This is a genomic window from Polyangium fumosum, assembly GCF_005144585.1.
Classification (GTDB): domain Bacteria; phylum Myxococcota_A; class Polyangia; order Polyangiales; family Polyangiaceae; genus Polyangium; species Polyangium fumosum.
This window is the reverse complement of record NZ_SSMQ01000050.1, coordinates 1-23106: the sequence shown is the minus strand read 5'-3', so window position 1 is coordinate 23106 and position 23106 is coordinate 1. Positions and strand designations below refer to the sequence as shown.

The 23106-nt window shown below is 70.5% G+C and carries 9 protein-coding genes; 5 read left to right on the top strand and 4 right to left on the bottom strand.

Translation table 11 applies throughout. From position 1 onward, the window contains the following. Positions 1-343 precede the first annotated feature (343 nt). The gene (locus E8A74_RS35575; protein WP_136933537.1) at positions 344-802 is read left to right on the top strand and encodes a nuclear transport factor 2 family protein; all 459 of its coding nucleotides are present in this window, start codon (positions 344-346) and stop codon (positions 800-802) included. Positions 803-1176: 374 nt separating this feature from the next. Further along, positions 1177-3381 (top strand): multiheme c-type cytochrome, encoded by a 2205-nt coding sequence (locus tag E8A74_RS35570; RefSeq protein ID WP_136933536.1) that lies wholly within the window; start codon positions 1177-1179, stop codon positions 3379-3381. Between the two features lie 3 nt (positions 3382-3384). Here the strand turns inward: E8A74_RS35570 and E8A74_RS35565 are convergent, their stop codons facing one another. The 4 genes from E8A74_RS35565 to E8A74_RS35550 all read right to left on the bottom strand — a co-directional run bounded on the left by E8A74_RS35565 (position 3385) and on the right by E8A74_RS35550 (position 16914). Beyond that, positions 3385-9330, bottom strand: coding sequence for an AAA family ATPase (locus tag E8A74_RS35565; protein WP_136933535.1), 5946 nt, complete (start codon positions 9328-9330; stop codon positions 3385-3387). Positions 9331-9476: 146 nt separating this feature from the next. Further along, positions 9477-13355, bottom strand: coding sequence for a protein kinase domain-containing protein (locus E8A74_RS35560; RefSeq protein WP_136933534.1), 3879 nt, complete (start codon positions 13353-13355; stop codon positions 9477-9479). A 63-nt stretch (positions 13356-13418) separates the two neighbouring features. Then, on the bottom strand, positions 13419-15242 hold the full coding sequence (locus E8A74_RS35555) for a sensor histidine kinase (RefSeq protein WP_170229609.1): 1824 nt from the start codon (positions 15240-15242) through the stop codon (positions 13419-13421). A 64-nt stretch (positions 15243-15306) separates the two neighbouring features. Next, positions 15307-16914 carry a hypothetical protein gene (locus tag E8A74_RS35550; protein ID WP_136933532.1) on the bottom strand — a complete coding sequence of 536 codons (1608 nt, stop codon included), beginning with the start codon at positions 16912-16914 and terminating at the stop codon, positions 15307-15309. 56 nt (positions 16915-16970) lie between these two features. On the opposite strand from E8A74_RS35550, the gene E8A74_RS35545 reads away from it, so the two are divergent. From E8A74_RS35545 to E8A74_RS35535, 3 genes are all read left to right on the top strand, one after another. Further along, the gene (locus tag E8A74_RS35545) at positions 16971-19229 is read left to right on the top strand and encodes an ArnT family glycosyltransferase (RefSeq protein ID WP_136933531.1); all 2259 of its coding nucleotides are present in this window, start codon (positions 16971-16973) and stop codon (positions 19227-19229) included. 538 nt (positions 19230-19767) lie between these two features. Next, entirely contained in the window at positions 19768-20157 is a 390-nt protein-coding gene (locus tag E8A74_RS35540) for a YidH family protein (RefSeq protein ID WP_136933530.1), read from the top strand. Positions 20158-20349: 192 nt separating this feature from the next. After that, the coding region (locus E8A74_RS35535; RefSeq protein WP_136933529.1) for a DUF4215 domain-containing protein at positions 20350-23106 on the top strand (2757 nt) is incomplete at its 3' end.

Genomic DNA, 23106 nt, shown 5'->3' with positions numbered 1-23106 from the left:
GCCCCCGAACGGCCCCCCGAGCGTTGGAGGGCGAGGGTTTCACAACGCTGGATATTCGTCAACGCCCACTTGATCCGAAGTTCCGTGTTCGGGCGGCCCATGGAAGGTAACGACACCAGGCGTCGAGGAGAATGCCGCGGTGCGCCACTTTGGTGAAACCGAATCCAGGTCAAACAATGTCCGTACCGCGGCATTCTTTATGCCGCGTGTGCCGAGGACGGTGCTATCTTATCAATATCTCGCGCGCGCTGGCTCCATTGTGGATGGCGTATGACCGCGCGGGTTGTCATGCGCGTCGGCGTTCGCGGGATGGATGTCCACTTACGATGTCATGAGGTGACCCATGTCCGGAAAAGCTCAGATCAGGCAAAAGCTCGAGATTCACGATCTCGTCGCCAGGTTCGCCGATCTCGTGAACCGCAAGGCGATGAATGAAATGCACCACCTCTTCACGCCGGACGCGGTGCTCGACATCACCGGCTTTCAGCACATCGTCGGTCGCAACAACATCATCACGTTCCTGACCGACATCCTGAGCCTCTGGAGCGGTATCGTGCAGGCGGTCCACTCCGGCACCGTCGAGCTCGTGCCGGACACGCACCCCCAGCGGGCCACGGGGCGCTGGTATTTGACGGAGTTCGGCGTGAAGGAGAACGTCGATACCTATGTGGGCGGCGTCTACAGCGACGATTACGTGCGGACGGCGAGCGGATTCCGGTTCACCCGGCGTCGGTTCGATCTCCTTTACATGCGCGCCGGGACGACCGTCACAGCCCAGGCGTTCCCCTCCGACCTGCCCTGAAGCGTCGCGCCGGGGCTTTGCCCCGGACCCCGCGGGGGGCTGTCCGCCCCCTCGACCCCGGACCAGCGAGGCGCTGGACCCAAGCTCGATGAACTGCGCGATGCGCAGTTCATCGAACAGGCCCGGTCAAGACCAGCAACGACCCTGCCCACCAAGACAGCCGCGCCGCGGGTTCGGCTGGCGACCTGGCTTCTTCGTCGGCCTGTTTGAAAACCTGCGCGGAGCGCAGGTTTTCAATCCTGGGTCCAGCGCCTCGCTGGTCCGGGTGCAGGGGCGGAGAGCCCCTGCTGGGGCCTGGGGCAAAGCCCCAGCGAAGCGGCTTCGAGCCTTGCATCCCGCTTGCCCCCGCGCGTTGTCTCGGCGAGCATGCGCCCATGCGCAGGCAGAGCGCCCTGTTCGGGACCGTCCTCCTCTCCTCGGTCGCCCTCGTGGCCTCCTGCGCTCCTTCCGGCGGCCCGCCGGAGCTTTCACCGAAGACCGCCACCCCCGCCGCCGATCCCCTTCGGGGTCGTATCTTCGCCACCTTGCCCCAATCCAAGCTCGACCTCGCCCCGGCCGAGATCGTCTTGAAGGGCAAGCACCACGGCAAGGATCTCGCGGACGGCAGCGCGTGCGAGGGGTGCCACGCGGACGTCGCCGCCGGCTTTCGTGGCAGCGCCCATGCGTTTGCTTCGTTCAACAACCCCATGTACCGGGCCGCCGTCGATCGGTTCCGCGCCGACGTGGACCACGACAAGAGCCGGTTCTGCGGCGGTTGTCACGACATCTCCCTGCTCGTCGACGGCGCCATGGACAAGGCCATCGAGCCCTCCGACGCGCGCGCGCACGCCGGGATCGGGTGCCGGACGTGCCACGGAATCGAGGAGGCGCGTATCGACGGGAACGGGAGTTATACGCTCAGCGCCGAGCCGTTCCCCGCGCCCAAGCCGAGCGATCCCAGGAGCATCGCCGCGCACAAGGCCCGCGCCGCGACCCCCGCGCTCCGGACGGCCGCGATTTGCGCGAGCTGCCATCGGGCCTTTTTGAACGAGGGGACCGGGAACGCGCATCACCTCATCGGGCAGGACGACGTGACGCCGTGGCAACAATCCGTGTTTGCAGGCTCGCGCGTGCACGCGCTCGACGAGGAGGTGGCCGAGCAGGATTGCCGGGGCTGTCATATGCCCCGCGTGCGCGCGGAGCGAGGGGATCCCGCGGCGAAGGAAGGGAAGATCGCGTCGCACGCGTTTCTCGGGGGGCATACGTGGCTCGCGGCGATCCGGAAGGATCCGGACGTGCTCGCGAAGACGCGCGTGTTCCTCGAAGGGTCGGTGTCCATCGATATCGCGGCCGTGATCGGCGCGGATGGGCATCGGACGTTGCCGGCGGATGGAGCAAACGTGGCGGCGGGGGAGCGGGTCGTGCTCGCGGTGGCGCTGCGCAATGAGCGCGTGGGGCACAGGTTCCCCGGCGGGACGATGGACGCGGCGGACGCGTGGGTCGAGGTGGAGGTGCGGGACACGAACGGCGCGCTCGTGGCCGAGGCGGGGCTCGAGCACGAGGCGACCGGCGACGATCCGACGGCGCACCGGCTGCGCGCATTGCAGGTCGGCGACGACGGAAAGCCGCGGCTGGAGAGGCAGACGGAGCAATTCCGGGCGCCGGTCTTCAATCACACGATCCCGCCGCGGGGCGCGCAGGTGGTGGAGTATGGGCTCGAAGCGCCGGCCGGCGTCGCCTTCCCGCTGCGCGTGATCGCGCGGCTGCGGCACCGGACGCGGAGCCTGCCGGTGTTCCACGCGGCGTGCGAGGCGTCGAAGAGCGAGCGCGGGAAGGCGTTCCGCGCCGCAGGCTTTGATCTCGACGGGTGCACGCCCGAGCCCGTGACGAAGGTGGCCGAGGCCGACGCATGGATCGGGCCGGGCTCCGCGGGGCGGAAGCCGAAGAAGCCGGGCAAGCCGAGGTGGCGCAGGCTCTACGATCACGGGCTCGGGATGATCGGCGCTTTGCAGGAGCGGCGGGACGAGGCCGGGCCGAGCCTGCTCGCGGCGCTCGCCGAGGCAGAGGCCACGGGCGAGGCGAGGCCCAAGGCGGTGGTGATGGCGGCGCTCGCCTTGCTCGCGAGCCGGCAAGGGCGGGTGGACGAGGCGATGGGTTGGCTCGACAAGGTCACGCCGCTCGCGCCGGATCACCCGGCGATCCCGTATCTGCGCGGCGAGGCGCTCGCGCAGGTGTGGCGGTTCGAGAAGGCCACGCCGCCGCTCGCCGAGGCCGCCGCGCGCGCGCCGGGTGACGACGCGGCGTGGGTGATGCTCGCCATTGCGCGAGGCAGCGCCGCCGATGCGCGAGGCGCGCTGGATGCGGCGCGGCGCGGGCTCTTGGTGCAGCCGCGGGATCACGATCTCTTGCGCGTGCAGGCGCTCTCGCTGGCCGCGCTGGCGGCGCCGGAGGCCGAGGTGACGGCGGCGTGGGCGGCCTGGCAGAAGGTGCGGCCGGCCGATGGGATCCCGCGGGTGAAGGCGAAATGCAGCCGCGAGGTGCCCGGCTGCGCGCTGGAGCGGAGCCCGGTGCACGTGCATCCGCTGCGGATGCGTCGGTAGAGGTTATTCGCCGTCCGGCTCGCTCGGCGAGGGGTCGGCCGAGAGCGGCAGCTCGACCCGGAAGGTCGACCCCTCTCCGGCCTCGCTCGACAAGAAGATCCGCCCGCCGTGCGCCTCGACGATGGTGCGGGTGATGTAAAGGCCGAGCCCGAGTCCCCCGTAATGGCGCGAGGAGACGCCGCGCTGAAACCGCTCGAAGAGTTGCACCTGCACCTCGGCCGGGATCCCGATCCCGTGGTCCGTCACCGAGAGCCGGGCGCGTGGCCCCTCGCTCGCGATCGTGATCTCGATGGGCTTTTCCTTGCCGAATTTGATGGCATTCGTGAGGAGGTTCGTGACGACCTGCTCCAGCCGGTACGGGTCCCACCGGCCGACGACCGGCTGCGCCGCGCGCACCGTGAGCGTGCTGCCGGATTGCGCGATCTGGTCGACGAGCTGGGCGACGACCTCCTCGACGAGCGCGCGCAGATCGACGCGCGTCGGGTTCAATTCGAGCCTGCCCGCCTGGATCCGGGAGACGTCGAGGAGCATGTCGACGAGGGTGGCGAGGCGCTTGATCTGCCGCCCGGAGAGGGCGACCGCGGCGCGCACGCGCTCGGGATCCATGCCTCGGGAGAGGCGTTGCCCGAGCGATTGAATGGCGAGCTGCAAGCTCGTGAGCGGGGTGCGCAGCTCGTGGGAGGCGACGGAGAGGAACTCGTCGCGCAGGTGGACCGCCTCCTCCGCCGCAGCGCGCGCGCGCCGCTCGTCGAGCAGGAGCCGATCCCGCTCCTGCTCGGCGTGCACGCGCGGGGTGACGTCGCGGAAGCTGAAGACCCGCCCGACCACACGATCGCCGAGCCGCTGCGGCTGCGAATACCGCTCGAAGACCCGCCCATCCCCGAAGACGAGGGTATCGATGGAGCTCTCCTCGGGGGCGGCATAAATGGCCCGAACCTTTTGCAGAAACGATTCGGGGTCGAGGAGCTGGTCGCGGACGAACGAGAGGAAGATGTTGTCCGACGCGGTGGCGAGGACGTCCTCGGGGATGCCCCACATCTCCACGAACCTGCGATTGTAACGCACGGCGCGCTGCGTTTCGTCGACGACGAGGATGCCGTCCGCCGTCGATTCGAGCGTGGCTTCGAGGAGCGAGTAGGAATGACGCAGCACCTCCTCCGCGCGCTTGCGGGAGGTGACGTCGGTCGCGATGCCTCCCGTGCCATAAGGCCTGCCGGCGGCATCGCGGAGCGGGAACTTCACGCTGATGAACGCGCGCTCTTCTTGTTCCATGTATGGCGCCGGATCGTCGAACTCGATGGCCCGGTTCTCCCGCAGGACGAGGAGATCCTGGGCGCGATACCGCTCGGCGACCTCGCGCGGGAGAAAGTCGTGGTCGGTCTTGCCGAGGATCTCCTCGCGGCGCAGGTGGAACATCTCTTCGAGGCGGCGGTTGGCGAACACCAAGCGGCCCTCGGAGTCCTTGGCGAAGATGACGGCGGTCGTATTGTCCACGATGGCGTGGAGCAGCTCCTGGCTCTCTCGAACGGACGCCTCCGCGCGCCGCCGCTCCGCGTTCTCCTGCTGCAGGTCCGCATAAAGGCGCGCATTCTCGATGGAGATGGCCGCCTGCGCCGAGAGCAGCCGGATCACCTCGACACGATCGGGGGTGAACGCCGCGCGGGTGAGGTCATTTTCGAGGTAAATGACGCCGGCGAGGCGGCCCTTGTAGACGATGGGCGCGGCGAGCGAGGAGCGAGGCCGCGCGCTGGCAAACCAGGGATCACGGCCGAAGGGCCCCTCGATCGCGCGATCGTCGAGGACGGCCGTCTCGCGCGTGCGCGCCACGTACGTCACGACGCCGGCCGGCAGGTCCGCGCGGTCTTCGAGGGGCGTCGCGCTCCGCGGGTGGACGGGCGCCTCGCCGATGAAGTGCTCGGCCTCGACGACGAGCTGCCCGTCGCGCGCGAGGACGAGGACGCCACGCCGCGCGCCGGTGTTCTCGACGAGGACACGCATGAGCGCGTCGAGCAGGCGGTCGAGGACGATCTCGCCCGAGATGGCCTGGGAGGCCTTGAGCACCGAGCCGATGTCGAGCGCGGCGCCGGCCGGCCCGCCGGCCGCGGGGCCCCTCGCGCCGCGGAGGATCTCGCCGGGGACGAGGTCGGGGTACGAGCGTTCGAGGCGCCGCATCGCCTCGGTCGCGCCCCATTGGCCGTAGACCCTGTGGGCCTCGGTGAGGTAGGCGCGGGCGATGGTGGTCTTGCCGAGCGCGCGGAAAGAGAGGCCCGCGAGCTCGTTGGCGAGCGCCTCGTCGTGGAGGTAGCCGCCGCGCGCGGCGAGGGCGATCGCCTCGTCGTACCGATCGCCGGCCGCGCGCGCGTCCCCACGGGCACGTAGGAGCTCGGCGTGGAGGAGGGCGCTCCGGTGCGCGAGGTTCTCGGGGCAGAGATCCGCCCAGTGGGCGAGTCGTTCGGCGAGGATCTCCGCGCGGGCGAGGAAGCGCGCTCGTTCGTCCGGCGAGACGACGTCCGCCGCCTGCGTCAGCGCGACGCCGGCGTAGCAATGAAACGCGGGGTTTCCATGCCAGGCCGCGACCCCGGGGATCTCGGTGTTCATCGGCAGCGCGGTGCGCGCAGCCTCTTCGAACGCGCCCTGGAAGACGCAGAGGATCACGACGTAGAAGTGGGCGAAGAAGAGCGAGGCCTGGTTGTCGATCCGACGGGCCGCCTCGATCGCCTCGCCGATGTGGACCCACCGGCCCTCGAGCGTGGCGGGGTGCGTGGTCTCGCACGAGAGCTGGTGCGCGAGTTGTCCGGCCGCGCCGACGAGCCACGTGATGGCATCGGACTCGTCGAGCTTGCGCATCGGCTGGTAGCTCTGCGCCTCGGCGAGGAGGTCGGAGAGCGGGATGCCGCGCAGGAGGCTGTTCGTGATGCCATTGACCGTGTTGTAGAACGACCAGATGTACTGGCCCGTCTCGAGCCCGGCGTGCATCCCCGCGACCAGCGTTGCCTTGCAGGCGGCGTAGCCCTCGCGCCAGTGCTGGATGAAGGCGCCCCACATGTTGTGGAGCATCGCCTCGGATTTCTTGTCCGTGTAGCGCGCAGCGAGGTCCTTGGCGGCGCGGCCGAAGTGGTAGCCGAGCGTGATGTCGCCGCGGGCGCAGAGGAGCATCCCGAAGTTCATGCAGCCGAAGATCGAGTTCTTCGAGAGCCCGTGGCGCAGCGTGTTCTCGAGGATCTTCGTGACCGTGATGCCGAGGTTGTTCGTGGCCAGGAAGTAGCAGGGGACAAAGAGCTCCTGGAGCACGTCCTGCATGGCCAGGATCTCCGGGTCCACGAGCGGCGGCAGGCCGGGCAGCGCTTCGATCGTCGTCTCCCGGACGAGCGCCATCGCCCTCTGCACCTCGGCGTCGAGCATGGCTTCGTCGGGGAACGCGGGCAGGTCGAGCCCGAACCCGCGGAGGGCCGCGAGCCCCTCCGCGAGCGCGGCCTGCAGGTCGTTCTTGAGCACCTGCACGCTCATCTTGAGCCGGAGCACCTCGGTGCGATCGAGCCTGCCCTCGGTGTGATCGAGGCAACGCCCGAGCTCGGCGAGGCCCTCGTCGTGCCGACCCGCGAGCGCGAGCATGAGGCCCATTTTCTTCGCATAGGCGAAGCGGAGGGCGTGGTTTGACGTCCAAGCGTCCTCCGGCAGGCGATCGAGGCCCTGTTCGAGATGATGCAGGGCGGCGCCGAACGCGGCCGACTCCTCGGCGCGGAGGGCGGCGTCGAGGTTCATGCGCGCGAGGCGCAGGCGCTCGGCGCCGTCCGTGATGAGGTCGCCCGCGGCGTTCAAGTGGCCAGCGACGTCGAAGAGGCTCGGGCCGTCCGCGAGGTCCACGTGGCCTGCGAGGTGCCGGCCGATGCGGAGGCGGTAGGCGGCCCGATCCGCCTCGGGGATCATCGCGTACGCGCCCTCCTGGACCTTGTCGTGCGCGAAGCGGTAGCCGCTCCGGTCGGCGACGAGCAGCCCCTCCTCGACGGCGCGCTCCAGGCGGCCATACGCCTCCTCCGGCGAGCAAGCGAGCAAGGCGGCGAGCAAGTCGAGGTCGAAGCGACTCCCGATCGCCGCGCCGAGCCATAACGATTCCTGCGTTCGCGCCGGCAGCCGCCCGATGGTGCGCACCATGAGGTCGACGACGTTCTCCGTGTACGCGAGCGCTTCGATCCTCGCGAGATCCCACCGCCACCCCGCGTCGAACGTATACGTGAGCACGCCGTGGTCGTGGAGGGACTGCACGAGGCGTTTGACGAAGAATGGGTTGCCGCCCGTCTTCTTGAGCACCACGTCGGCGAGCGGGCCGGTGTCCTCGCGCTCGAGGCAATCGCCGAGCATGGCGAGCAGGTGGCGCTGCACGAGCGGAGCGAGGACGATATCGCACACCGAGAGCCCTCCGCGCCGGAGCTCCCCGAGCGTCATCATGAACGGGTGCGCGGGCGATACCTCGTTGTCGCGGTAGGCGCCGCAGAAGAAGAGCGCTTCGAGCGAATCGTCGGCGAGGAGGGCGCGGAGCAATCCGAGGCCCGCAGCGTCGATCCACTGCAGGTCGTCGAGGAAAAGGACGAGCGGGTGCTCGTGCCGCGCGAACACCGAGACGAAGAGCAAAAAACACTGGTTCAGTCGGTTCTGCGCTTCGATGGGGGTGAGCGCAGGGACGGGCGGCTGCGGGCCGATCACGTGGGACAAGGAGGGGATGACGTCGCAGACGACCTGCCCATTGGGCCCGAGCGCTTCGAGGAGCGCGCTCCGCCACCGGACGATACGCGCCTCGCTCTCGGCGAGGATCTGCCGCACGAGGCCGTCGAAGGCCTGGATGAACCCGCTGTAGGGCGCCGCGCGGTGGTACTGGTCGTGTTTGCCGCTCGTGAAGTAGCCCTTCTGCCGCGCGAGTGGTTTCAGGATTTCCTGCACGAGCGAGGACTTGCCGATGCCCGAGTAGCCGGAGACGAGCACGATTTCCCGGCTCCCTGCGAGCGCGCGTTCGAACGCGTCGGTGAGCGCCAGGATGTCGTGCTCACGGCCGTAGAGCTTCTGATGGATCCGGAAGAGGTCGGTGCGATCGTGCTGCCCTGGGAGGAAAGGCGTGAGGGGCCCGCCGTTCTGCAAGACCTCGCGGCAATGATGGAGGTCGGCGAGCAAGCCTTCGGCGCTCTGGTAGCGGTCCTCGGCGTTTTTCTCGAGCAGCTTGAGCACGACACCCGAGACCGCCTCGGGGATGGCCCGATCGAGGCTGGAGGGCGGCGTGGGCGAGACGGCGAGGTGCGCGTGGATGAGCTCCATGGGATCGGCGCCCTCGAAGGGGGGGCGGCCCGTGAGCGCCTGGTAGAGAAGGGTGCCGAGCGCATAGAGATCGGTCCGGTCATCGACGCCGCGGTTCATTCGACCCGTCTGCTCGGGGGAGATGTAGGGCAGCACGTCGGCGAGCACGGTCGGCGCGTAGAGCATTTCGTGCGCGCGGGTGATCTCGGCGTCGGCGCCGAAGCCGGTGATCTTGACCGCGCCGCCCTCGCCGAGGAGCACGTTCCGCGGGCGGAGATCGCGGTGAACGAGCCCCTCGGCGTGCATGGCGGCGAGGCCTTCGGCGAGCGCGATCGCAAGATCGAGCGCCTCGTCCACGGGCATCCAGCGGGAAGGGCGCGCGGCGAGGGTCTGCGCGAGGTCGCGGCCCGGGAAATCTTCGAGCACGACGATCAGCGCGCCGGCGCGCTCCTCGACGCCTCGCACCGCGACGAGGCGCGACGAGGTGATATGCGCGAGGCGTTCGTACTGCTGCTTGAATCGAGCGATTTCGGCGGCGCGCGCGCCCTCGGGGCGCAAGACCTTGAGCAGGACGGCGGTGTCGCCCTCGCAGCGCGCGCGGTAGAGGGTGAACGTCTCCGTCTCCTCGGTCTTTTCGCCGAGCGCGTAGCCTGTACCGGCCATCATGGGAAAACCTCGCTCGTCTGCCGGGCGCGGTCGCGAGCGATCTGTTTATGCCACAGAGGCGATGCCGGGGAGCGGGTTTCCGGGTTCGCCAGGCCGGGGGGCCAAGCCGTATTCCTTGGTTGCTTCGAGCGTGGTGGAAACGGTGATCAGATTCCGGTACCCGTACTTTTCAGCAGCGCCGCCAGCCGCACGTGCACGGGGACGCGGCCCAGGTAGCTCTCGCGGAGCGCGGGATCGGCGATCTTCTCGGCCTGCGCCTCGGCCGCCTGTTTCAAGTGGAGCAGCGTCGTCCGGACTTTGCCGTGCTCTCCGAGCGCGTCGAGCGCCTGGACCAGGACGAGGCCGAGCGCGACGCGCAGGCGGTGATCCACGACTCCAAGCGCTTCGCCTTGCGCGAGCGCTTCCTCGCAGAGGCTGCGCGCTTCCTCGGGCCGACCTGCGGAGAGGCGCGCCGCAGCGCGTACGGTCGTGTGCCCGAGCGCCACGAGGGGCATGCCCTTCACGGCTGGCTCGAGCTCCACGAGCGCAGGCTCGACGCCGTCGAGGTCCCCGCCCGCGACGCGCGCTTCGAGGATCGCGAGGCGCGCATACAGGCCCAGCAGGCCTTCGTCGAGCGCGTCGGCCTCCTTCGCGACGGCCTCGCAGAGGCGGATGCCCTCCGCGACGGCCCCCCGATCGAGCGCGATCCACGCGAGCACGCATCGGCCCAAAAGCACGGCCTGGCTGCCGGGAGGCGACGCGGCGAGCGCGCGCTCGACGAGGGCGCTCGCCTCCTCGAACGCGCCGAGCGCGAGGAGAAGCGAGCCCACGTGGACCTCGGCGTGGGGCCCGTAGCGCTGGTCGCCGGCCTCGCGGAAGCCACGCGCGCTCAGGCGGTGCAGCTCGAGCGCGTCCCACAGGTCTTGCTCGATGTGGCGCGCCCAGCACCCCTGGGCGTGGGCGAGCCACGCCATCACCGAGGGATCCTCCGCCGCGCGGCCCATCGAGAGGTGCTCCATGCGCCGCAGGTACCGCTCGGCCGAGGCATGCTGGCCCCTCAGGAGCTCGGTGTTCATGGCCATCGTGAAGGCCCAGGCGAGCGCGGGGATCGCCTCGGGCTCGGGCTCGACGCGGAGCAGCGCCGCCATGGCCTCGCCGAGGACGTCGAAGCGGCGGAGCATGAGGCCGTTGCTGATGACGCCGCCGAGCGCGCGCGCATGGCTGAGGCTGCCGGGCTTGGCGAGGAAGAGCGCGACCTGCGCCGCCTCGTGCGCCCGGACGTACTGGCAGCTCCAGGTCCAGGCGTCGGTCTGGATGGCCCGGAGCACGGCCGCGTCCGCGCCGGCCGCGCCGAGGCCGAGCGCCGCGTCGGCGAGCGAGACCGCGGCCTCGTTGTCGCCCGCGGCGAGGGAGTGCTCGGCCGCGCGCACGTAATACCCGATGGCCCGGCTCGCGTCGCCGGCGCGGCCGAAATGCTCGGCGAGGACCTTGGGATCCTTCTCCCCGGCCGCGAGCAGCCACGCGCCCGCCCGCGCGTGCGCCAGGGCGCGATCCCGCTCCGTCAGCGTCGCATAGGAGCCCTCCTGGAGGAGGGAGTGGCGGAAGGCGTATTCGTCGCGGCCGGAGAAACGGCTCGTTTTTCGGCGGAAGGCGAGCTCGCGTGCTTCGAGGCAGGCGAGCATCGTGGTGACGGAGGAGACGGGCTCGTCGGCGACCGCGGCGAGGGCGTCGGCCCAGAAGACCTCGCCGAAGACGCTGGCGACGCGCAGGAGGCGCCGCTCTTCGGGGACGAGCGCGGCGAGGCGGGATTCGACGAGGCCGAGCGCGGTCGCGGGCACCTCGCCGCCGCGGCCCTCGGCCACGGCCCGCACGAGCTCTTCCAGGTAAAACGCATTGCCGCCGGCCCGCGCGACGACACGGTCGATCTCCTCGGCCGAGATGCGGTCGCCCACGTAATGCCGCACGAGCTCCGCGGCCGCGCGGACCGACAAGGCGCCGAGGCGGATCTCCTGCGCGTCGTGTTGCTCCCACAGGTGCGGGAAGAGCTGACGCACCTCGGGCCGGCCGAGCGCGAGCACCACGAACGGGCGATGCGGCAGGGCGCGGAGCGCGGCGTCGACGAGCTTGATCGAGGCCACGTCCCCCCATTGCAGGTCCTCGAGCACGAGGAGGCGCGGCCGGGCCGAGAGCTCGGCCGCGAGGAGGTCGACGTACACCTCGCGGATGCGATCGGCCATGAGCGCCGCGCTCTGCCGCGCCGCGCGGAGCTTGGGGCTTTGGTCGTCGGGGTAGGGGATGCCCACCATCTCGCCGAGGAATTCGAGGACGTGCCATTGCCGTTCGGGTGGCAGATGCTTGCCGAACGTGTCTTCGAGCTTCTGGCGGCGCACGGCGAAGGGCTCGCCGGCGGTGATGCGGGCCGTGTGCTGCAAGGCCGCGGCGATGACCGAAAAAGGCGAGCCCTGCCCGAGGAGATCGCCGCGGCCGATCTCGATGACGGCGTCGGGCCAGGCGGCGGCGATCCGCGCCTCGACCTCGCGGCGCAGGCGTGATTTCCCCATGCCCGCCGCGCCGACCACGAGCACGGCCCGCGCCTCTCGCTCGTCGAAGCTCGCGTGCACGAGCTCCTCGACCATCCGGAGCTCGCGGTCGCGGCCGACGTACGGGCTCGCGCGCCCGAGGAGCGTGCGCGCCTCCGCCGGGGCCTCGCGCTCGCCTTCGAGGACGAAATCCCCCGAGGTCAGCGCCACGGCGAAGCGGCCGTCGAGCAGCGCCGCCGTGACCTCGTCCATGAGCACCGAGCCCCGCGCGTGGCGCGCCCCGTCCTTCAAGAGCACGACGGCGCGCTCGGCGATCTCGCCGATCGGGGCCTTTCCGTCGGCCTCGCCGAGGCCCGTGACGAGGGCGATCGCGCTCGGGGGCAAGAGCGGGCGGAGCGCGAGCGCGGCCCGCGCGGCCCGGATGGCGAGGTCGCTCGCGCTGCCCTCGCCCGAGAGCGTGACGAAGAGCGCGCCGTTCGCGAGCGCCGAGGCGTGGGCGCCGAAGGGGCGCACGGCCTGCTCGATCGCCGTGACGCGGACGTTCGTGGGCGCCTCGGTCTCGGCGTGCGGGCCCGCCGCCTCCGGCGCGTGGGGCAGGACCGCGACGATGGAGAAGAGGCGCCGCTCCGTGTGCCCGAGATCCGCGCGGCCCGGCGGCGGGCGCATCGAGCCGCGGCCGACGTCCATCGATTCGAGCGCGCGCGCCACCACGCCCGCGTCGCGGGGCCTGCCGTCGGGGTCCTTGGCGAGCAGGCTCGCGACGAGCTCGTCGAGCGCGCGGGGCGCCTCGGGCCGGAGGTCCCGCAGGCGCGGCACCTCCTCGAAGAGCAGCCTCGCGAGCAAGGCCATCACGTGGGTGCCCTCGAACGCGGGCCGGCCCGTCACGCATTCGAAGAGCACGGCGCCGAGCGAGAAGAGGTCGGCGCGGCCGTCGACGCGGGGGGTTTCACCGCGCGCCTGCTCGGGGGCCATGTAGCCCGGGGTGCCGATCGTCGTCCCGCTCTCGGTGACCCGCCGCGAGGTGCTCAGGGTCTGGGCAATGCCGAAATCGATCAATCGGACCTCCTCCACGGAGGAGCCGATCAGGAGCAGGTTGCTCGGCTTGATGTCGCGGTGGATGACCTCGCGGCGGTGGGCGGCTTCGAGCGCCCGCGCGACGCGCGCGCCGAGCGTGATGGTGTCCTCGATCGAGAGGCGCCCGCGGGTGAGCCGCGCGGCGAGGTCCTCGCCTTCGAGCCATTCCATGGCGAGCCAGCGCCCGCCCGCGGCCATCGAGCCATGCGCGACGTAGCGGACCACGTGCGGGTGGCGGAGCTCGGCGAGGCTCTGCGCCTCGTGGTCGAAGCGGCGCGCCCTCTCGGTGTCCTCGTCGTCCACGCGCTTGAGCGCGACCCGCAGGCCCGTGTGGCGATCGAGCGCCCGGTAGACCGTGGCCATGCCGCCCGCGCCGGCGACTCGTTCGATCTCGAACCGATCGTCCACGATGTCGCCCACGAAAAGCCGCATTCCGAGAGGATCTACCGCTCTCGCGAGAGGGCGACAAGCTTTCAGGTCGAACGAAATCGCGGCTCAGGAGGCGCGGGCGGCCGCGGGGGCGCGGCTCTTCGGGAGCGAGACGGTGAAGGTCGAGCCTTCGCCGGGGCGGCTCGTGAGCGTGATGGCGCCGCCGTGCGCCTCGACGATCTGGCGCACGATGTAAAGGCCGAGGCCGAGGCCGCCGTAATGGCGGGACGAGACCGCGCGCTCGAATCGCTCGAAGATGTGCGGCTGGCGATCCTCGGGGATGCCGATGCCGCGATCCTCCACGCAGAGAAAGCCCTGCGTGTCGTCGCCCGCGGCCCGCACCCGGACGGGCTTGCCGGCGCCGTACTTGAGCGCATTGCCGAGCAGGTTCGTGACGACCTGGCGGAGCCGCGCCCGATCCCACATGCCGCGCACCGGGCGCTCCGCCTCGACGAGGAGCGAGCCGCCCGTGCGCGCGATCTCCTCGCGCAGCTCGGCGGCCGCCTCGCGCGTGAGGGCCGCGAGATCGACCTCTTCGAGCTCCAGATCGAGGTGGCCGGCTTCGAGCCGCGAGACGTCGAGCAGCCGGTCGATGAGGTGGAGCAGGTGCTTGCTTTGCCGATCGCTCGTCTCCAGCAGGCGCTCGATCAGCGGCGCGGGCATTCGATCGAGCTTGCCGGCGCGCGCATGCCGGAGGAGCGCCTCGATGCCGAGGCGGAGCGAGGTGCAAGGCGTGCGTAGCTCGTGCGAGGCGATCGAGAGGAACTCGTCGCGCGCGCGGATGGCCTCCTGCGACTCCTCGTAGAGGCGCGCATTCGCGAGCGCGAGCGCCGCGTGGTGGCCGAGGTCCTCGGCGAGCGTGAGGTCGGCCGCGCAGGCCGGGTGCGAGCCGGGCATGCGGGCGAGGGTGATCGCGCCGAGCGTGCGGCCGCGCGCGACGAGGGGCACGGCGACGTACGAGGCGAGGCCGAGCGCGCGGACGAGCGTTTCGCAGGCCGGATCGCGGGTCCCGAGCGCGGCGAGGCGCCCGTCGGTGGTGTCGGGGACCGCGGGGCAGAGCAGCGGCTGGCCGAAGCGGACGACGTGGGAGACGCCGCCGGGCAGGTCGGGCTCGACGCGGATCTGGCCGGGCTTGGCGAGGGCCTCGCGGGCCGGGTCCACGTGGGCGAGGGCGCCGAGGTGCACGCCGCCGTGGCCGTCGACGGTCCACACGGCGCACCAATCGGCGGCGAAGGGGACGCAGAGGTGCGCGAGCCGGGTCGCGGTGTCCTCGTAATCGAGGGTGCCGGAGAGGATGCGGGTCGTCTCGGCGAGGAACGCGGAGCGGCGCTCGGCGCGCTCGGCGGCCGCGCGGGCGATCTGCTCTTTTTCGAGCAGCCGATCGCGCTCTTGCTCGGCGCGCCTGCGGTCGGTGATGTCGCGGCCGAGCACGACGAGGCCGCGGCGCCGCCCGTCCGGATAAAAGAGCGGGACCTTGTAGACGTCGTAGGTCCGGGTCGACCCGTCGGGCCGCGGAACGTTCTCCTCGACGCGGGAGAGCTTGCCCGCGTCCCAGGCGACGCTGTCCGTATCCGGACAAACGAGCAGGGCTTCTCGATAAAAGGGCGTGAAGGCGGAGAGCTCGGCCTCGCTCTTGCCCTGGTAATCGACGCCTTCGAGGCCGAACACCTCGAGCCCGGCGCGATTGACCTGGAGCCAGCGGCCCTCGCCGTCCTTCATGAAGATGGGATCGGGCGAGGCCTCGATGAGCGTCCGAAGCTGCTCCGCATTGGACATCCCCTGCTCGGAGGAAGCCTCCTCCAGCGGGAACCTGGTCGGCTCGGCGCGTGCTCCGGACGCCGGCGCGTGCTCCTGTCGGGCCTCGCGATCCCGCGGGGCACTTCGCATCATCGCCGCCATGGTCGCGCAGCCTAGCCCCTCGCGTCAGAGACGCAAGGTAGCGATGGATGGAGGATTACGGGCGGTCAGGCGGGCCCGAGCCCTCTTTCCGTCGATAAAGCCACCACGTGCCGACGTGATTCACGGGGACAATCGAGGGATCCTCGCGAAACATGCCGTCCGGCGAGGTTCGGCTACGAACCAGGAACCAATCGAAGAACCTGCCATTCTGGAGGGGCCGGAATTTGTGCGGCGTCCATTCCCATCGCGTGGGGACGGGCGGCGGAATCACGGCCGAGGGCTCGAACCGGCTCCGGTACACGAGCGGCGAGGCGCCGAAGACCGCGAAATGGAAGCTGAGCCAGCCGCCCTTGTCGGCCTGCACGTACGCCGGCAAATGGATGAAGGGGGTGTTTTTCTTGGTCGAGCCCCCGTGGTCGAAGACGAGGTACATGAGGCGCGGGGCCCGCGGGATGTCCTCGGTGATGCGGTGGAAGTCCTCGGTCGCCTGGTCGAAAATGGCGTAGTTCCTGGCCACGGCGCGCGCGAGGCCGACCGGCGCGAGGGCGAGCGCGAGGACGAGCGGGGCGCGGAGCAGGGGCGCGCGGGGCAGGTCGGGCAAGAGGCCGAGCGCGAGGAACGCGAGCGCCGTGGCTTCGCGCGGGTAGACGTACCACCAGACGCCCTGTTGCATCGGGAGCATCAGGAACGACAGGAGGAACGCGCCCGCGCAGCCGAGGGCGAGGACGTGGCTGCCGACGGCGAAGGACCAGGCGCGGCGGTTCCAGGCGGCCGCGCGGCCCGAGAGCACGAACGCGAGGAGCGAGACGAGCGCGACGACGCCCACGGCGCGGTAACTCGTGAGGATCGCGGCGGCCTCGGTCGGATCGTGGAAGCCGCCTTCGAGGAGGAGCGGGCGCAGCTCGTCGAGCCGCTTGAGGTCGAAGCCCGAGAGGTCGATGGGCCCGCCGATGGCCGCGGGCCGGACGCGCGTCCACACGGCGAAGAGCATGAGCGGCGGGACGAGGGGCGCGAGGATCGGCCGGAAGCGCTGCGTCGCCGGGTACATCACCAGGGCCGCGGCGACGACGCCCGCGACGGCGAACGGGAAGCGGAAGACGTGCGTGAAGAAGAGCAGGACGAGGACGGCGGAGAGCGTGATCTGGCGGCGCCGCGAGGGCGCGTCGAGCAGGAGGAGCGTCACGCCGATCGCCATCGCGAAGAGGCCGAGCGCGCCGACGAAGTTGAGGAAGCCCCAGTGCGTGAGGTGGCTCCAGGCGAAGGGGAGGGCCGCGAGGCCGAGGAGCGGGCTCTTCTTCATGCCGTGGAAGAGCACGGCGAGGCCCGCGGGCAGGAGCGCGAGCATGGCCACGGCCGCGATCTTCACGGCGACGTGCGTGGGCACGACGAACATGAAGAGCGCGCCGATCACGTACGAGGACATGTACGGGACGGCGAGCGGGTGCAGCTCGAACTGCTCGCGCAGGTGGTAACTCGGGTCGAAGAAATGCCGGAGCGCGCCGGTCTGCGCGGCGTGGAACGGGAGATCCGTCATCGGCGCGTACCGCGCGGCCGTGAAGGGGTAGGCGACGACGTAGAGGGACGCGGCGAGCGCCACGATCACGAGGGCGGAGCCCAGGGGACTTTTCTGCACGGCGGCCGCGAACCGCTTTCCGAGACGCACGGGGGCGGCAAGTTACCACGCCCGAAGCGCTTGCCATCCGCTACCCTCGCGCGCGCATGATCCCGAGGCTCTCGCTCCGCTTGCCCCAAGGCTCGGACGGCTTGCCCGTGGCGAGCGCGCGCGAGGCGCGGATCGCGCGTGCGCTCGTCGCCCTTGCGACCGCTTGGTTTTTCCTGGTCGCCGCGTGGGAGATGTTCGGGCCCGTGCTCGCGGGGCACTGGGCCTCGACGGCGAGCATGGGGATCATCGCCGAGAACATGCTGCGCTGGGGGATCCCGGGGCCGGTCTGGGAGTACACGGCGAGCCGGCCGGGCCCGGACCTCTACTACTGCCACCACCCGTGGGGGATCTTCTGGGTGACGGCATTTTTCATGAAGATCGTGGGCCGGCATGACGTCGTCTGCCGCCTGGCCGCGATCCTGCTCTCGGCCGCGACGCCGCCGCTGCTCTACGCGATCGGGCGCTCGATCTGGCGGCCCGCGGCCGGCGCGGCGGCGGCCGTGGGCTTCGTCGTGCTGCCGATCACGCTGGCGTTCGCGAGCTTCAACGCGCTCGAAGTGCCGCTCGTGTTCTGGTCGCTGCTCGCCCTCTACGGCTGGGTGCGGCTCGTCCAGACGTGGCGGCGGCGCTTCCTCTTCGTGAGCGCGATCGGGCTCTTCATGGCGCTGCACACGGACTGGCCGGCGTTCGTGCTCGCGGGGCAGTGGCTCGGCTTTGGGCTCTTTCGCGGCTACCTCGGCGGGCGCCGGTTCTTCGGGCCGCTCCACGAGCGCAGGTACGCCGAGGTCTGGATTACGTGGGCCGTGCTCTCCGTGCTCACGGGGGTCCTTTACCTCGCGATCTTCCAGAGGGCCGGCAAGCTCGGCGATCTGCTCGCGATCTACGGCTCGCGCTCGTCGGGCAACGTGACGCCGCTCTCGGCGGTGCTCGCGAGCCGGCGGTACTGGATCGAGCTCTCGTTCACGCCGATCGCGATCCTGCTCGGGAAGATCGCGGCGGTCGTGTGCGTGCTCCGGCTGCTCGTCACGCGCGCCGAGGTCGAGCTCGCGCCGCTGCTCGTGCTCGGCATGGCGGCGTTCCAGTACGTCGTGTTCAAGCAGGGCGCCGACATCCACGTGTTCTGGCCGCAGCCGTTCGGCGCGTACTTCGCGCTCGGGATGGGCGCGCTCGTGGCCACGCTCGCGCCTCTGGTGGAGCGGCTCGTCGCGCGCGTGCGCCGGGCGCGTCCGCGGCCTCTCGGCGGCGCCATCGAGGGCGGGCTCGTCGCGCTGGGGATCCTGCTCGTGCCGCTCGTGTTCGTGCTGCGGGACGGCGCGCCCGCGGCGCTGTACGCGCGGCAGACGGGCGGGCGGTTCAACGAGAAGGGGCTCGTCATCGACTCCGACGGCGACAAGACCGTGTTCCTGCGCTGGCTCGGCGGGCGTATCCCGACGGACGCGACGGTGGAGCTACACGAGGGCATGCACGCGACGTGGGCGCAGGTCTGGTCGCTCGGCGGGCGCGTGGTGAAGACGAACCAGCCGGTGCCGACGGGGCCGCTGCCGGGGCGCGGAAGCGTGTACGTGATGGACAGCCGCTTCGCGCCGGACGCGCAGCTCGCGGCCGTGGCGAAGCGGTTCCACGTGACCGCGGTGGGCCCGTTCTGGGTGGTGTTTCCGCGGGAGCCGTACGCGCCGATCGACGCGTACGTGTTCGAGGCGCGCGAGCCGGGGGCGCTCGCGTGGATGTTCGTGAGCGCGACGGAGCCGGTGCGCACGATCGTGCCGGACGTGTTTGCGACGTGGGAAGCCCGCGTGCACTGGGACCAGGAGGCGACGCCGCCCGAGGCGCCGGCGCAGACGCTCGAACAGAAGCGGATCGCGCACAACGTGGCCGTGATGCAAGGCGACGCGGCGCGGGCGGAGGCGCTCTTCGCGGAGATCACGCGGGCGCTCCGGCCGATCGGCGCGACGTACGAGGAGGGGCCCGAGATCGTGGGATCGCTCTTCCAGACGGGCGTGCGGCCGCGGCTCGACCTGTTCGTCCGGGCATCGGGGCCGCTCGCGGCGGGGACGATGCTCTCCGTGCGATCCCGGGTCACGTCGCGCGCGACGCTCTCCACGACGATGCCGGATCCGACGACGCGGGACGTGGGGCTGCCGCTCGGGGTGCCGGTGGAGCGGATGCGGAAGGGGTTTTTGTACGTGGATCCGGTGACGATCGTGAAGAGGCCGGGCGTGGAGGTCTTCCACGCGGCGTTCGTCGGGCGAGGGAAGTCGATGAAGCTCGCGCGGACGCCGGGGGTGAATGCGATCGAGGTGCTCAGGCTCGACTAGAACATCGATCGGTTTGACAACCGCTCGATGTTCTAGCTCTTTTGTCCCGAGGGGGACGCCTCGCGTCCCCCTCTCGACCGGGCAAAGCCCGGTCGATTCACCCCCCGAGGCGAGCTCGCTTCGCGATCTCGCAGAGCGCCGAACGGGTCGGCGCTCTAGGGTCCTGGGACCCCCGTCCCGAGGAGCCGCGGGGGTAGACACGTGGCGACCGCCTCGGTTGACGATGCCCTGCGGGGGTAGCCACGTGGCGACCCCCTCGGTCGACGATGCCCGGTGGGTGTAGACACGTGGTGACCGCCTCGGTTGGCGATGCCCGGCGGGGGTAGCCACGTGGCGACTCCCTCGGTCGACGATGCCCTGCGGGGGTAGCCACGTGGCGACCGCCTCGGTCGACGATGCCCTGCGGGTGTCGCCACGTGGCGACCGCCTCGGTCGACGATGCCCTGCGGGTGTCGACGCGAGGCGACCCCTTCGGGAGACCGTCGCGTGGCTCTGCGTGGTTCCGCGACCGGAACGGTGATACGAGGCGGGGAGGGCCATGCCCGAGCCGCCTCCCCGCGCCGATTACGATCTGCGGATCCCGCTCGCCGCCGAGCGCACGCTGCTCGCGTGGCTGCGCACGGGCCTCGCCATGATGGGGTTCGGGTTCGTCGTGGCGCGGTTCGGGATCTTCCTCCGCGAGCTCGCGGCGACCCGCGGCGTCGCGCCGTCGCATCCCGCGCACACGTCCCAGGTGGTCGGCATTGCGCTCGTGGCGCTCGGCGTCGTCGTCAATGTCGTCGCCGCGCTCCAGCACGCGCGTTTCGTCGTTCGCTACAATCGCGGCGAGACGCCACGCGCGCACCCCCTTTCGATGGGCGTCATCCTCTCGGTCGTGCTCGCGCTGCTCGGGGGGGCGATGGCGGTGTATCTCTTGCGGCTCGATTGAGGTGGGTCGCCTGTAGCCCGGGTGGAATTTGCTCGCGGTGCCCGACGTCGGGCACGAGCCGTCGAGGCAAGATCGCGCCGCCCCGAAAAAAAATGCGACCTCGGGACGACCCGAGCATCCCCCAGGCGCTGGGCCTGTTGCGGGCGGCGCCGCGCGGCGCCGTGAGCACGTCGACGCCCGGGGTAGACGAGCATGAACACCAGACATCGAACACATCCCTTTGCGAGCGCCCTGCATTGCACGGCGTTCGCCCTTGCGCTTACCGTCGCGCTGGTTTTCCCGCGCGAAGCACGTGCCGCGACGACCATCGCCGGCGGCACCCTCGCCACCCAGACCTGGACCGCCGCGGGCAGCCCCTACAATGTCCAGGGGGACATCACGGTGCCGAGCGGCGCCTCGTTGACCATCGAGGCCGGCGCTGTCGTGCGGTTCGCGAGCAGTGGCGGGCAAGGAGGCACCGACACGGCCCGCATCGAGCTGATCGTGGAGGGGCAACTCAACGTCCAGGGCACGGCGGCGAGCCCCGTGCAGTTCATGGCCCAGAGCGGGTCGGCCGCGGGCACGTGGTTTGGCATCCGCGCCGGTGCGGCGAGCGCCGTCACCATTTCCAACGCGTCGATCGCCCATGCGAGGCAAGGCGTCACTTCGAGCGCGACGGGCATGGGTCTCGCCGTCTCTGACACCACGATCACCGCCACCACGTATGGCTTCTACCTCCTCGCCGGCACGCCGACGCTCACGAACGTGAGCGTCTCCGGCGGCTCGGTCGGCATCGATATCGCGGGGTCCGCCGCTGCGACGATCAACGGCTGCACGATCGATAACAATACCAACCGCGGCATCAGGATCCTGACGACGGGCGTGGCCGCGGTGAACACCATCAACAACTGCGTGGTCCGGAATAGCTTTTACGGGCTCGATCTGTCGGCGGAGTCGAACGGCATCTCGACGGTGAACATCACGGGCGCCACGCTCTACCAGCAGTCTCGCGGCGTGACCGTCTCCACGTCTTCGGGCGCATCAACGACGGTGAACCTCAAGAACTCCAACGTGACGGACAACACCACCGGCTTCTACTCGGGGGGCGGCGCGGCGACGGTGAACGTCACGTATTCGAACGTCTGGGACAACACGACGAACTATAATAATGTGACCCCCGGCCCGGGGTGCTTTTCGGCGAACCCGCTGTACGTGAACCCGCTGTCGAACCTGCGGATCACGTCGAATTCGCCGTCGAGGTTCGCGGGGGACGCGGGCCAGGACATCGGGGCGCTGCCGTACGTGGATGACGCGACGCCGGGGTATCACGGGACGCTCTGGACCGATACGACGCTGACCTTGGCGGGCTCGCCGTATACCGTCGCGGGGGACATCACGGTGCCGCCGGGCCGGAAGCTCTCGATCGAGCCGGGCGTGGTGGTGAACTTCTCGAACGGCGACATCATGGGGGCGGGCACGGACACGGAGCGCGGCGAGATCCGGGTGCGGGGGACGCTGGAAGCCATCGGGACGGCGGCCGCGCCCATCACGCTGCGCGCCCTCGTGGCGGCAGCGCAGAACTGGTATGGCGTGCGGGTGCTCTCGGGCGCGACGGCGGCGACGCTGACGCACGTGAACGTGCGGTACGGGTACAATGCGATCCATTCGAGCGTCGCGGGCGACGTGCTCGGGCTCTTGAACGTCACGACCGACACGTCGTTTTACGGCCTGCGTCTCGATGCGGGGGCGCCGCTCATCAAGAATTTCACGACCAAGAGCAACGAGAACGGGATCCGCGTGGAGGGCAATGCGTCCCCCACCTTCTCGGGCCTGACCGTGAGCGACAACGCGTGGGATGGTGTGGATTTCTTCCCGAGCAGCGGCTCCACCACGTTGACGATCGAGAACGGGCTCTTCCGCAACAACTGGGATAACATCAGCATTTACGCGACGAGCACGGCGACCGGCACGCTCCACGTGACGAACACGACGGTCCACGGTCCAGGCGCGTTCGGCGTGAGCCTGAGGGCGGATGCGAATGCGACGGCGCTCGTGAACGTCAAGAACAGCATCATCGTCGGGGTCACGTCGGGCGTCTACCGGAACAACGCGACGGGCACGACGGCGGCCACCGTCACGTACACGAACGTCCTGGGCACCGAAGAGAACTACGATAACGTGGTGGCAGGCGTGGGCTGCATTTCGCAGACCCCGGGCTTCGTGAATGCGCCCTCGGACCTGCACCTGGCCATGGGCAGCCCGTGCATCGACAAGGGCACGTCGGTGGGCGCCCCCCTCACGGACCTCGACGGCAAAACGCGGCCGATGGACGGGGACGGCGTCAATGGCCCCGCGGTCGACATGGGCGCGTACGAGTTCGTGCCTCCCTTCTATTGCGGCGACGGCGTGGTGAATGGCGCCGAGGAGTGCGACGACGGGAACGCGTCGAATACGGACGGGTGCCTCACGACGTGCAAGACGTCGGGCTGCGGCGACGGCTTCGTGCAGGCCGGCGTCGAGGCGTGCGACGACGGCAACCAGATCGATAACGATGGCTGCCGGAACAACTGCAGCCTGCCGGGCTGCGGCGACGGCGTCGTGCAAGCGGGCGAGGAGTGCGACGACGCGAACGCGTCGAACAACGACGCCTGCACGAGCACCTGCAAGACCGCCAAGTGCGGCGACGGCCACGTGCAGACGGGCGTCGAGACGTGCGACGACGGCAACGTGTCGAATGCCGACGCCTGCCTCACGACCTGCCTGTGGGCCAAGTGCGGCGACGGGTTCGTGCAGGACGGCGTCGAGGAATGCGACGACGGGAACACCGCCTCCGAGGACGGCTGCGCGTCCGACTGCAAGACCGAGTCGTCGGGACAGGGCGGCGCGGGTGGCGCCGGTGGCGCCGGCGGCGCAGGCGGCGCCGGTGGCGCAGGCGGTGCTGGCGGCGACGGCGGCCTCGGCGGCGCGGGT